The sequence below is a fragment of the Lachnoclostridium sp. An196 genome (assembly GCF_002160135.1).
GTDB lineage: Bacteria > Bacillota > Clostridia > Lachnospirales > Lachnospiraceae > Hominiventricola > Hominiventricola avistercoris.
Map to the genome: position 1 here is coordinate 418,013 of NZ_NFJZ01000002.1, position 12,534 is coordinate 430,546.

Annotated in this window: 11 protein-coding genes; 10 read left to right on the forward strand and 1 reads right to left on the reverse strand. The window is 49.8% G+C overall.

Going from position 1 to position 12,534, the window contains the following annotated elements; translation table 11 throughout:
• The first annotated feature begins 136 nt into the window (after nt 1–136).
• Genes clpX through B5F29_RS04435 form a run of 3 tightly spaced genes read left to right on the forward strand, consistent with a single transcriptional unit; the run spans nt 137 to nt 2,699 of the window.
• Entirely contained in the window at nt 137–1,585 is a 1,449-nt protein-coding gene (clpX, locus tag B5F29_RS04425; protein WP_087153450.1) for an ATP-dependent Clp protease ATP-binding subunit ClpX, read from the forward strand.
• 2 nt (nt 1,586–1,587) lie between these two features.
• A complete protein-coding gene (locus B5F29_RS04430; RefSeq protein WP_087153451.1) occupies nt 1,588–2,052 on the forward strand; it encodes a signal peptidase II in 465 nt (154 codons plus the stop codon).
• Entirely contained in the window at nt 2,049–2,699 is a 651-nt protein-coding gene (locus tag B5F29_RS04435; RefSeq protein WP_087153452.1) for an NUDIX hydrolase, read from the forward strand. Before B5F29_RS04430 ends, B5F29_RS04435 begins: the two co-directional genes overlap by 4 nt.
• A gap of 6 nt (nt 2,700–2,705) precedes the next feature.
• Here the strand turns inward: B5F29_RS04435 and B5F29_RS04440 are convergent, their stop codons facing one another.
• Nucleotides 2,706–3,140, reverse strand: coding sequence for a hypothetical protein (locus tag B5F29_RS04440; protein ID WP_087153453.1), 435 nt, complete (start codon nt 3,138–3,140; stop codon nt 2,706–2,708).
• A 285-nt stretch (nt 3,141–3,425) separates the two neighbouring features.
• Between B5F29_RS04440 and B5F29_RS04445 the strand changes: the two genes are divergently transcribed.
• From B5F29_RS04445 to B5F29_RS04475, 7 genes are all read left to right on the forward strand, one after another.
• A complete protein-coding gene (locus B5F29_RS04445) occupies nt 3,426–4,511 on the forward strand; it encodes a PucR family transcriptional regulator (protein WP_087153454.1) in 1,086 nt (361 codons plus the stop codon).
• 21 nt (nt 4,512–4,532) lie between these two features.
• The gene (gene ftsE, locus B5F29_RS04450) at nt 4,533–5,213 is read left to right on the forward strand and encodes a cell division ATP-binding protein FtsE (RefSeq protein WP_087153455.1); all 681 of its coding nucleotides are present in this window, start codon (nt 4,533–4,535) and stop codon (nt 5,211–5,213) included.
• A complete protein-coding gene (gene ftsX / locus B5F29_RS04455; protein WP_087153456.1) occupies nt 5,210–6,118 on the forward strand; it encodes a permease-like cell division protein FtsX in 909 nt (302 codons plus the stop codon). The genes ftsE and ftsX overlap by 4 nt, the downstream gene beginning before the upstream one ends.
• An 11-nt stretch (nt 6,119–6,129) precedes the next feature.
• Nucleotides 6,130–7,344 carry a murein hydrolase activator EnvC family protein gene (locus B5F29_RS04460; RefSeq protein WP_087153457.1) on the forward strand — a complete coding sequence of 405 codons (1,215 nt, stop codon included), beginning with the start codon at nt 6,130–6,132 and terminating at the stop codon, nt 7,342–7,344.
• Between the two features lie 42 nt (nt 7,345–7,386).
• Nucleotides 7,387–8,562 (forward strand): S41 family peptidase, encoded by a 1,176-nt coding sequence (locus tag B5F29_RS04465; protein WP_087153458.1) that lies wholly within the window; start codon nt 7,387–7,389, stop codon nt 8,560–8,562.
• Nucleotides 8,563–8,757: 195 nt separating this feature from the next.
• On the forward strand, nt 8,758–11,463 hold the full coding sequence (locus B5F29_RS04470) for a transglycosylase domain-containing protein (RefSeq protein WP_087153459.1): 2,706 nt from the start codon (nt 8,758–8,760) through the stop codon (nt 11,461–11,463).
• A gap of 6 nt (nt 11,464–11,469) precedes the next feature.
• Nucleotides 11,470–12,513 (forward strand): AlbA family DNA-binding domain-containing protein, encoded by a 1,044-nt coding sequence (locus B5F29_RS04475; protein ID WP_242955573.1) that lies wholly within the window; start codon nt 11,470–11,472, stop codon nt 12,511–12,513.
• Nucleotides 12,514–12,534 lie beyond the last annotated feature (21 nt).

Below are 12,534 nucleotides of genomic sequence, written 5' to 3' on the forward strand. Positions count from 1 at the left end.
AGCAGCAAGGCGAGGCTGCCGCGGGTCCGTGAAAGGGCCGGCGACAGCCTTTTGGCATAATTCATAAAAAGTTTACTTGTACCCCCTTGCGGGATGTTTTATAATTTGTTGTGTTAGAAAAGGGGAATTACAATCTATGGATGAAAAAGAATTTAATACGAATGAGGAGATAACGAAAGAAGAGACCGGACCGGCGGAACATACGCAGAATGATGAAGACGACACCCAGTATGAGGATGTCTGTTTTGTGTGTCACAGGCCGGAAAGCAAGGCAGGGAAGATGATTCATCTGACCAAGGATATCAGCATCTGCGCGGAATGCATGCAGCGCACAATGGATATGATGAATAACGGCAATATCGATTACAGCAAAATGGATTTTTCCAAAATGCCGAATATCAGCATGATTAATCTCTCCGATCTTCAGAATATGATGCCGAGACGGCAGAAGGTCAAGAAAAAAGCGGCTGCGGAGGAAACGAAAGAGCCGCAGAAAAAGTTTGATATCCGTTCTATTCCGGCTCCGCACAAGATCAAGGCAAGTCTGGACGAATACGTGATCGGTCAGGAGAAAGCCAAGAAGGTGATCTCCGTGGCGGTATACAATCACTATAAGCGAGTGGCGGCAGGCCCGGAGGCGGACGGGATCGAGATCGAGAAGTCCAATATGCTGATGATCGGACCTACCGGGAGCGGAAAGACCTATCTGGTAAAGACGCTGGCCAGACTGCTGGACGTGCCGCTCGCCATCGCGGATGCCACTTCCCTGACAGAGGCGGGATATATCGGGGACGATATAGAGAGCGTATTGTCCAAGCTGCTGGCGGCCGCCGACAATGACGTGGAGAAGGCGGAACGCGGGATCGTGTTTATCGACGAGATAGACAAGATCGCCAAGAAACGCAACACGAACCAGAGAGACGTGAGCGGCGAATCGGTGCAGCAGGGCCTCCTGAAACTTCTGGAAGGCGCAGATGTGGAGGTGCCGGTGGGCGCCAACAGCAAGAACGCCATGGTGCCGCTGGAGACCGTCAATACGAAGAATATTTTGTTTATCTGCGGCGGAGCGTTCCCGGACCTGGAAAATATCATCAAGGAACGTCTAAACAAACAGTCTTCCATCGGATTCAGGGCGGATCTGAAAGATAAATATGATAATGACAAAAATCTGCTTCGAAAAGTTACTGTGGAGGATATCCGTAATTTTGGCATGATTCCAGAATTTATAGGAAGACTGCCGATTATTTTCACGCTGGACGCCCTGGATGAGGATATGATGGTGCAGATACTGAAAGAACCGAAAAATGCGATTCTGAAACAGTACCAGAAACTGTTGGCATTAGATGAAGTGAAGCTGGAGTTTACTGATGATGCGCTGAGGGCGATTGCCAGAAAAGCCATGGAAAAAGATACGGGAGCCCGTGCTCTTCGTGCCATTATTGAGGATTTTATGCTGGATATTATGTATGAGATCCCCAAAGATGATAATATCGGGCAGGTGACGATCACCGGAGACTATATTGAACACAGGGGCGGCCCGCTGATTACGCTGCGAGGCGTTCCGGCACTGGAAATGCAGGGGTAAAGATGAAAAAGCTGATATTTATCCAGCTGGCGCTGGGATTGTTCCAGATCGGCCAGGCAGTCAGAAACGAGGTAGAACTGCATCCGGAGATGGAAAAGGGGATGGACGTCTGCGGAGGAAGAGTCCGTCTGGAGCGGCTCCATAACCGGGGCACGGCAGGAGGAAAGATGGAAGGGCATATGCCTGCGATCGCAGGAACGAGCGGACTGATAACGGCCGGATGCGCGGCATGTTTTCTGCGCCTGTTATGGAAAGAGGACAGAGATCTGCAGAAGACAGGATTTGCTTTCCTGGTAGGCGGCGCCTTGTCCAACTTATACGAACGCTGCAAAAAAGGGTATGTGGTAGATTATCTGCGTTTCCGCCTGCCGAACGGGAAACTTGGCAGATTGGTCTTCAATCTGGCGGATCTTTTCATATTTGCAGGGGCGCTGATGATCAGCATCGGACAGAAGGAGCGCGTATGAGCGAATATTTTGATATCAGAGACTGGGATGGAAACAGAACCGGAGAAATGAAGGAACGGGAACTGGTGCATCGAGACGGAGATATTCACGGGACCGCTCATGTGTGGGTGATCCGCAGCAATAAAGAGACATGCCGGCCGGAGGTTCTGCTGCAGAAGCGGTCGAAGGAAAAAGATATTTTTCCCGGGTGTTTTGACGTGTCGGCGGCGGGGCATCTTGGCGCGGGGGAAGATTTTCCGGAAGCGGCGGTACGGGAACTGAAAGAGGAACTGGGTCTGGAGATAAAGCCGGAAGAACTGGAACGGCTTTTCCTGAATCAGGAAACAGTGCGCCGGACTTTTCACGGGAAAAAAGTCTATGACCGGGAAGTCAGCGCCGTCTATGTGCTGATAAAAGATGTGCCGGCAGAATCGCTTCGGCTGCAAAAAGAAGAAGTAGAATCCGTGGAATGGATGGACATGGAAAAGTGCCGGGAACTGATGGACGGCAGAAAAGAACTGTTCTGCGTCCATCCCGGCGAATATACAAGAATTATGGACTACGCGGACAGGATGCTGGCGCATGAACTCAGCCCGACCTGGAATGAAGATTGCCTGTCTGAACTGGATGAATGGATTGAGTCCCAGGGAATTTATATCCGCCAGTGACAGGCTTCAGTTTTCGGCTTTGGACAGGGCGGTCTGTATGGCGCTTAAAAGCATCAGAGAAGTGTACTGGCTGTCTTCCGAATAGGAGATGTTTTCCAGGGACTGGGATGCGCAGATCTGTTCGGACAATGACTCCAGAGACGGCTCCATGAGCGGATACATGGCGGAGACGGTCTCGTCGAGCTGCCGGAATTCGATCGAGGAGATGTAATCCTCGTCTACTGTGACTGCGATTTCCACGGAATTTCCGCCCAGGATCATGGAAGCCGTATAGACGCCTGCCGTGTATCTGGATGGAACTTCTGCTTCGGCTTCCTGCTCCGGGCTGCCGGAAAACATAAAAATCATAAGCAGCAGCAGGAAAATTCCGAGGACGATAAAGACGGCTGTATAGATCAGTTCTTTCATATGGAAGACCCATATTCTGGTTTTGGCACTCATGGATAAGGCTCCTGGTAGCAGATTCTTTGTTATACTCTATGAAGAACGAAATGGATTTATGAGCATTGTTCCGGTTTTTATGAATAATGCATAAGGGAATAAACGCGTTAAAAGGAATAAAAGAGAGAGGTTGTGCATAAAAAAACTGAAATACCCTCTTTCTTTTTTTGCTATTTTGCATTAGTATATAACATAGGTATTTTGTATCTGCGGAAAATCACCCGTTTTTCGCTGATATTTTCTTTGGGAGTTTGCACAAACATTATTTTGTAAAGGAGAAAAAATATGATATCAAACCAGATACTCCAAAATACGATTGACGGACTGAAAGAAATCACCAGAATCGACCTCTGTGTTCTGGATATGGAAGGACAGGCGCTGGCGTCCACGGAGAAGCAGCCGGAGGACTGCGCGTCGGATGTGGCGGCTTTTATCGCGTCTCCGGCGGACAGCCAGGTAGTGCATGGCTATCAGTTTTTTAAAGTGTTTGATGAAAATCAGCTGGAATATATTCTTTTGGCGAAAGGTTCCAGCGACGATGTGTACATGGTGGGAAAACTGGCGGCATTCCAGCTTTCCAGTCTTCTGACTGCCTATAAAGAGCGTTTTGATAAGGATAACTTTATCAAGAATCTGCTTCTGGACAACCTTTTGCTGGTAGATATTTACAACCGTGCCAAAAAACTGCATATTGCGACCGAAGTGCGGCGTGTGGTATTTATTATAGAAAGCAACAGGGACCGGGTAAATGCGGCCCTGGAGACGGTACGCGCGTATCTGGGTCCCAAATCCAAAGATTTTGTCACAGCGGTAGACGAGAAGAACGTTATCGTGGTGAAAGAGCTGGCGCCCGGAGAGGGTTACGAAGAGATGTACAAAGTGGCGAAAGATATGAAGGACGCCGTAGAACAGGAAGGCGAAGACATCCGCGTAGCCCTGGGAACAATTGTGGGCGAGATCAAAGAGGTATCCAGCTCTTACAAGGAAGCGCGCATGGCACTGGATGTGGGCAAGATCTTTTTCGACGACCGCGCGATCAATGCGTACAGCGATCTGGGCATCGGCAGACTGATCTATCAGCTGCCCATTCCGCTCTGCAAGATGTTTATCCGGGAAATTTTTGACGGAAGGTCGCCGGATGACTTTGATGAGGAAACGCTTACCACGATCAATAAGTTCTTTGAGAACAGCCTGAACGTATCGGAGACTTCCAGACAGCTGTATATTCACAGAAACACGCTGGTTTACCGTCTGGATAAACTGCAGAAATCCACAGGCCTGGATCTGCGCGTATTTGAGGACGCCATCACGTTCAAGATCGCGCTGATGGTCGTGAAATACATGAAGTATATGGAGACACTGGATTATTAGAAAGGTGGAAAAAAGAGTTCCATGATAGTACTGGACAATGTCAGTAAAGAATATTCCAATGGCGTCGCCGCCATCAACGGAATTAATTTACATATTGAGCGGGGGGAATTTGTATTTGTGGTGGGGGACAGCGGCTCCGGAAAATCCACATTGATCAAGCTCCTGCTGAAAGAACTGGAGCCTACGTCGGGCGTGATCCGCGTGAACGGAGTGAATCTGGGGAGGATGAAGAAACGCGCGATACCCAAATACCGGAGAAAGATCGGATGCGTGTTTCAGGACTTCCGTCTTTTGAAAGACCGCAATGTTTATGAAAATGTTGCGTTTGCACAGCGGGTCGTAGTGACACCGACCAGGGAAATTAAGAAAAATGTGCCGGCGATGCTCTCGCTGGTGGGACTGGCGGAAAAGTACAAATCATATCCCCGCCAGCTTTCGGGCGGCGAGCAGCAGCGGGTGGCGCTTGCGCGCGCGCTGGTGAACAGTCCGGATATTCTGCTGGCAGACGAGCCTACGGGTAATCTGGATCCGAAAACGTCCAGGGAGATCATGAAACTTCTGGAGGAGATAAACGCCCGCGGCACAACTGTTCTGGTAGTGACGCATGACCAGGCGATCGTCAATACTCTGAAGAAGCGGGTGATCCGCATGCAGAAAGGGATCATTGTGGAAGACGCGAAAGAAAGTGGGTACATCGGATGAGACTGAGTACGATAGGGTATTGCTTTAAACAAGGCTTTTTAAATATATGGAGAAATAAACTGTTTTCCCTGGCGTCAGTGGCGACTATGGCCGCATGTATTTTTATGTTCGGAATTTTCTTCTGCATTGTGGAGAATTTCCAGCACTTTGTCCGGGAAGCGGAAGAAGGCGTCGCCGTGACGGTTCTGTTTAATGAGGGAACTTCTGAAGACCAGATTATGGAGCTGGGAGAAGAACTCCTGGACCGGGATGAGGTTTCCAAAGTAGTGTATGTATCTGCGGAAGAGGCCTGGAAAAGCTATCAGGAGATCTATTTCGAGGGAGATCCGGAAGCCGCGGAAGCGTTTGTGGACGACAACCCGCTTGCCAACAGCGCGAATCTGGAGATCTATATGAAGGACGTCTCGCTTCAGCAGAATCTGGTGGATTATCTGGAGTCTATTGATATAGTAAGAAAAGTGAACAAGTCAGAGATGATCGCTGACATGCTGACCGGATTCAACCGTCTGGTAAGTTATGTTTCGGTGGCAGTGATCGGGCTGCTGCTTGCCGTAGCTGTATTTTTGATCAGCAATACGGTGGCGATAGGCATTTCGGTGAGAAGAGAGGAGATCGCGATCATGCGGCTGATAGGCGCGAAAAATTCCTTTATCAAGGCGCCGTTCCTGATCGAAGGCATGGTGATCGGGGTTGTGGGGGCCGCGCTGCCTTTAATCGCACTGTTCTTTCTGTATGGTCATCTGGTGGTATATATTGCAGACCGGTTTAATATTCTGACGGGCGTCATGCAGTTCCTGCCTGCAGGTGAATTATTCCAGGTGCTGATTCCGGTAGGCCTGATCCTGGGTGTGGGTATTGGCCTTTTTGGAAGTATTTTTACGATGAGACGTCACCTGAAAGTGTAGTGGAGGTTTTTATGCGGGCACGGCTGTTTCTCAGATGCCTTTCTTTACTGGTCTTGTGCGCTGTCCTGGCTGGATGGACAGGCGCGTATACGGACGTCCGCGCTACTGAGACAGCGGATACGGAAGACCTGGAACAGCAGAAGAAAGACACGGAAGATAAGATTGATTCCATCAAATCCAGTATTGATACGGTAGAGGATAAAATTCAGGATCTGGAGGATTCTAAAAGTGATCTGCAGACCTACATTACTCAGCTGGACGGCCAGGTGAATTCCCTTTCGGCACAGATCCAGGATCTGGAAGACCAGATTGAGAGTAAAGAAGAAGAAATCCAGGTGAAAACGGCAGAACTGGAAGAGGCGGAAGCAGAAGCGGCCGACCAGTATGAGATGATGAAACTGCGCATACGATATACATATGAACAGGGGAATCAGTCGTTCCTTGTCCTGCTTCTGGAATCCAAGAGTCTTGCGGATATGATGAACCGGGCGGAATATGCCATGCAGATGACGGAGTATGACCGCCAGATGATGGAAAAGCTGAAAGAAACGCAGGCGCAGATTGAGGCCCAGAAGGAAGACCTGGAGCAGGAGAAGACGGAGCAGGAAGAAATGCTGGATGAGGTGGAGGAGCAGAAAAGCGCGGTGAACAGCGCGATTGATGCGAAAACACAGGAGATCGCTTCTTATCAGTCCCAGATTCAGACTGCGTCCGGCGAGCAGAGCGAGTATGAGAAGCAGCTGGCAGAACAGGAAAAGCTGTTGGAGCAGATCGAGAATCAGATCGCTGCCGCCGCCGCTGCCGCTGCCAGCGCGGATGACGGCGACGGCGGAGCTTCCGGTTTCTTGTGGCCCTGCCCTGCCAGTCATCGGATCACCAGTTCGTTTGGCCCCAGAACCGCTCCGGTAGCAGGCGCGTCTACGTACCATAAAGGTATTGATATTGGAGCGTCCAGCGGTTCTGCGATTGTAGCCTCGGCAGGAGGAAGAGTCACTACGGCTACTTACAGCAGTTCAGCCGGAAATTACGTGGTAGTCTCTCATGGAAACGGGATATCTACCGTATATATGCATGCGTCGGCACTCTATGTATCGGTGGGAGATGTGGTATCTCAGGGAGACACGATTGCGGCGGTAGGTTCTACTGGATATTCGACTGGTCCGCATCTGCATTTTGGGGTGATTGTGAACGGAAGCTATGTGAATCCTTTGAATTATGTACAATGATTGACACATAGAATGGTAGAGAGAAGGAAGGAGAGACAGCGAATGGAAGGACGAAAAAGAGGAAGTTCTTTTGGAAAAGGGCTTGCATGCGGTATCCTTTTCTCGGTTTTGGTTCTGAGTATTGGCGGCTGCGCGGCCGTGTATTTTCGGGGACTGGGACGAACGGCCGGATCCGAAGAGGCAAAGGTCGACACCAAGATCCGGGAACTGGAGACGTATATTGATCAGTATTACCTGTTTGATTACGAAGATGAAGATGTAGAAAACGGTATCTATAAGGGCCTGATGGCAGGGCTGGGAGATATTTACACTTCTTATTACACCCCGGAAGAATATGAAAGCTTTATGGAGACCACATATGGGAGCTACTGCGGAATCGGCGCCATGTTGTCCCAGGATGTTACAACAGGGATTATTACCGTTGTGCAGGCTTTTGAAGGCACTCCGGCGGCAGAAGCCGGATTACAGCCGGGTGATATCCTTTATCAGGTAGAAGGAGAGGAAGTGACCGGACAGGATCTGACTCTTGTAGTGACAGATTTGAAGGGTGAAGAGAATACGGAGGTCCATATAGGCATTGTCAGAGACGGTGAAATACTGGAGATGACGTTGACCAGAAAAAATATTGAGATTCCGACTGTCGACTATGAGCTGCTGGAAGACGGGATCGGCTACATTGCTATCTCCGAATTCGAGGATCTGACGGACGACCAGTTTATGGAGGCGTTTGAGGACCTGAAATCCCAGGGGATGGAAAAATTAATCATAGATCTTCGCAATAATGGTGGAGGTCTGGTGGATGTAACCTGCAATATTCTGGATCAGCTGCTTCCGGAGGGGACTATTGTCTACACGGAAGATAAATACGGGGAACGTCAGACGGAGTATTCCGATGCGGAACATTATTTTGACGGAGAAATGGCTGTTCTTGTGAACGGCAACAGTGCCAGCGCTTCCGAGATCTTTGCCGGTGCGATAAAGGATTATGGAGTCGGCACTTTGATTGGCACACAGACTTATGGAAAAGGAATTGTTCAGTCTTTGTTCCGGCTGGAAGACGGGTCGGCAGTCAAGATTACCGTGTCCCGTTATTATACTCCGGCAGGAAACAATATTCACGAAGTCGGTATTACGCCGGATATTGTTCTGGAATATGATGAAAGCGCGGGTACAGACAACCAGCTGGAACGGGCGCTGGAAGTACTGCGGGATTCCTGAACAGAGGGATAGAAAAAGAGAATGATATGGCGTCCTGCGGTGGATGCGATGTTTCCTGACAGAGTAAATCTGTTGATACAGGGCATCCTCATCGTATGACGCCATTATTCATGACAGTTCAGGACGGCGGGAAAACTTTTTCTTTATTTGCAGAGGTATCTTTGTTATAATAGACAGAATAAAGGAGGCTAACGCATGAATTACAGTAAGAAGAGCACCTCCAGGAAGCAGAAAGCCCTGAAATCTAAAAAGAAGATGATGAAGAAAAAACTGGGCGTAGTTTTCCTGAAGACGCTTCTGGTGCTGGTAATTGCATTGGGAGTCGCAGGAGTGTGCGGCGGGATCGGGATCATTAAAGGCGTGATCGAGAACGCACCGGATATTACAAGCGCCAGCGTGATTCCCAGAGGATACAAATCTACGGTATACGATGTGGAAGGCAATGTGACAGCGGAACTGGTCGCTGAAGGCACGAACCGTACTTATGTAAAGATCGCAAATATTCCCAAACACGTGCAGGAGGCATTTATTGCTATAGAGGATGAGCGTTTCTATGAGCATAACGGAATCGATATCCGGGGTATTATCCGGGCAGGTGTCCGCGGACTTGCGTCCGGCTTTAAGGATATGGAAGGCGCCAGCACAATCACCCAGCAGCTTTTGAAAAATAATGTGTTTGATTTTATGTCAGAAGAGACTTTTCTGGACAAAGTGGAACGAAAAATCCAGGAGCAGTATCTGGCAATCCAGCTGGAACAGATTATGACCAAGGACGAGATCCTGGAGAGCTACCTGAATACCATTAATCTGGGTCAGAACTCTCTGGGGGTTCAGGCAGCGTCTAATCGGTATTTTGGGAAATCGGTCAGCGAACTGACTATTTCGGAGGCGGCGGTACTGGCGGCTATCGCGAAAAATCCATCGGGATTTAACCCGATTACCAACCCGGATGCCAATGCGGAGCGCCGGGAACTGGTGCTTCAGAATATGTATGATCAGGGATATATTTCAGAGAGCGAATACCAGGATGCTCTGGCAGACGATGTATACTCCAGGATCGCAGAGCATAATGAAGAGCAGAGTACAGAGAGTACCGTCTATTCTTATTTTGTGGACGAAGTGACGGATCAGGTTACCAGAGATCTGGTGGAGAAGGCAGGCTACACGGAGACGCAGGCATACAACGCGCTTTACAGCAGCGGTTTGAAGATTTATACCACTCAGGATCCTAATATTCAGTCCATTCTGGATGAGGAATTCTCCGATCCGGAAAACTTCCCGGAAGACTCAAAGATCGGGCTTGAGTGGGCGCTGAGCGTGGTGGATGAAAGCGGCGAGAGCACCAATTACAGCCAGGAGATGCTGGTAAGCTATTTCCAGGAGACAGATCCTGATTTTGATCTGTTGTTCGACGATGAGGAATCTGCCCAGGCGGCGATCGACGAATATGTGGCGACACTGGGGATCTCCGAGGATGATACCGTATATGAAAGCTGTCAGATGACGATCCAGCCCCAGGCGTCCATGGTGATCATGGAACAGAGCACGGGCAATGTGGTGGCGATGATCGGCGGACGCGGCGAGAAGAGCGCCAGCCGTACGTTAAACAGGGCTTCGGATACCCTGCGTCAGCCAGGATCCACTTTTAAGGTACTGGCAGCATATGCGCCAGCGTTTGAGGAACTGGGATACGGTCCGGGAACCGTACAGTACGACGGCCCGTTCGCTTATACGGAAAACGGGAAGATCGGACGCCTGGTCAGAAATGTCAGCGGCAATTACCGCGGCTGGACTACGATCCGGGAAGCGATTACCCGTTCGATCAACGTGGTGGCAGTTAAGACCATCACGGATGTGACCCCCACGGTTGCGATCGATTATCTGCTCCGCTTTGGCTTTACCTCTCTGGAGCTGGAAGGATCGAACAACGATTATACCCAGTCGCTGGCGCTGGGCGGCCTGACGCACGGCGTTTCCAACCTGGAACTGACGGCGGCATATGCGGCGATCGCCAACGGCGGAGAGTATATCAAGCCCAGAATGTATACCAAAGTGGTGGACAATGACGGCAATGTGATCCTGGATAATGAACCGGAGACGAGGCAGGTGATTTCGGAAGAGAACGCATGGCTTTTGATCGACAGCATGAAAGACGTAGTGACCGGGGCGGGAGGAACCAGTCCGGCAGCCAACATCAAAGGCATGACTACAGCCGGAAAATCCGGTACAACTACGGATAACCGCGACGTATGGTTTGAAGGCATGACGCCGTATTATACGGCCGGCATCTGGGTAGGATATGATAATCAGGGATATGTGCAGTATCTGGACAGTTCGGAACGGAGCTTCCATAAGAGTCTCTGGTCCGCAGTCATGACCAGAGTGCATGAGAATCTGGAAAACACGGATTTTGAAAAACCATCCGGCATTGTCCAGTGCGTGATCTGTACCAAATCCGGAAAACTGGGCGTAGGAGGCCTCTGCGACAGCGACGGCAGATCCGGAATTGTCCGCAATGAATATTTTGCGGAGGGAACACAGCCTACGGAAGTATGCGATAAACATGTAACCGTAAGTATCTGCGTGGATACCGGACTTCTGGCGACTACCATGTGCCCGAACCGGGTGCCGCAGGTGAAGGTGCTGCTGCCTGAGATGCAGGAGGGCGTGGCGGAAGCAGTGACGCTGGATACCGCTTATGGAATCAGTTCGAACCTGCAGGCGGCGACCTGTACAGTCCATACCGGAGGCGTCTATGTGCCCAGCGAGTATGAGATGTCCGGCGCCGCAAATCAGGCGGCAGGAACGACGGATCCCAATGCGGCCACAACAGATCCCAATGCGGCGGGAGCGGATCCCAATGCAGGGACGGGTGATCCCTCGGCGGGAACGACGCAGTAATGATATTTGAGTGAAGAAGAAAAGCATCCCAACAGTCATATTTGGCTGGGGGATGCTTTTTTCGTCAGGGAATCTCAATTTCTGGAATTAAAAAGCGCGGGGAAAGGATGCCCGAAACGCCTTTACGATACATTGTCGAGCTTTTCCAACCAGGACGATGGTGGAATCATCATTTTTGGCGTGGACGAAGAACACGGTTATCAGGAATCGGGCGTCTACGATGCGCAGGATTTACAGAAAAAGATCAATGAACAATGCCTGCAGATGGAGCCGGTGGTGCGCCCTCTGCTTACTGTGCTGGAAAAGGATGGAAAATGCTTTGTGGCTGCGGAAATACCGGGGATGGACCTGGCAGACCGCCCCTGTTATTATCGCGGTCAAGGCAGGATCAAAGGAGCCTTTGTCCGTGTAGGGGACAGTGATGAGCCCATGACAGAATATGAGATATACAGCTATGAGGCATTCCGTAAAAAATATCAGGACGATCTCCGGGAAATTCCCAGAGCGTCTTTCGCTTCCCTGAATCAGGAGACCTTGAAAACTTATCTGGAAAAAATAAGAGAAGGGAAACCGAAACTCTCTCGCTTGCCGGATGAAGAAATCTGTGAATTGATGAGCATTACCAGAAACGGGGAAGTGACTCTGAGCGCAGTGCTGTTGTTCAGTCCTTATCCACAGGCGTATTTTCCTCAATTGTGCATTACCGCTGTGGTGGTTCCGGGAAAGGAACTTGGCGAGACAGGAATATTGGGGGAGCGTTTTTTGGATAATCGGAGAATTGAAGGAACGCTTCCGGAAATGCTGGACGGCGCAATCCAGTTTGTTCGGAAAAATATGAAGATAAAAACAATTATCGATCCGGATACAGGAAAAAGGACAGATCATACGGACTATCCGGTGGAAGCGGTCAGAGAGGCGGTTTTAAACGCGCTGGTGCACCGGTTATGGAAAGCTTTCCATAAACGATGTTATGCAAAGTTAATAGTTATGCAAAGTTACTGCCGAATCCATTGGTTTTATGGGAAATCCGGCAGTTTTTACTTTGCATAAATTTTAGCATCTCACAGGTTG

Coding starts and splice junctions, on each gene's coding strand:
- B5F29_RS04460 (WP_087153457.1), top strand. CDS start 6,130: ATGCGGGCACGGCTGTTTCTCAGATGCCTTTCTTTACTGGTCTTGTGC.
- B5F29_RS04435 (WP_087153452.1), top strand. CDS start 2,049: ATGAGCGAATATTTTGATATCAGAGACTGGGATGGAAACAGAACCGGA.
- ftsE (WP_087153455.1), top strand. CDS start 4,533: ATGATAGTACTGGACAATGTCAGTAAAGAATATTCCAATGGCGTCGCC.
- B5F29_RS04430 (WP_087153451.1), top strand. CDS start 1,588: ATGAAAAAGCTGATATTTATCCAGCTGGCGCTGGGATTGTTCCAGATC.
- clpX (WP_087153450.1), top strand. CDS start 137: ATGGATGAAAAAGAATTTAATACGAATGAGGAGATAACGAAAGAAGAG.
- B5F29_RS04470 (WP_087153459.1), top strand. CDS start 8,758: ATGAATTACAGTAAGAAGAGCACCTCCAGGAAGCAGAAAGCCCTGAAA.
- B5F29_RS04465 (WP_087153458.1), top strand. CDS start 7,387: ATGGAAGGACGAAAAAGAGGAAGTTCTTTTGGAAAAGGGCTTGCATGC.
- B5F29_RS04445 (WP_087153454.1), top strand. CDS start 3,426: ATGATATCAAACCAGATACTCCAAAATACGATTGACGGACTGAAAGAA.
- ftsX (WP_087153456.1), top strand. CDS start 5,210: ATGAGACTGAGTACGATAGGGTATTGCTTTAAACAAGGCTTTTTAAAT.
- B5F29_RS04440 (WP_087153453.1), bottom strand. CDS start 3,140: ATGAGTGCCAAAACCAGAATATGGGTCTTCCATATGAAAGAACTGATC.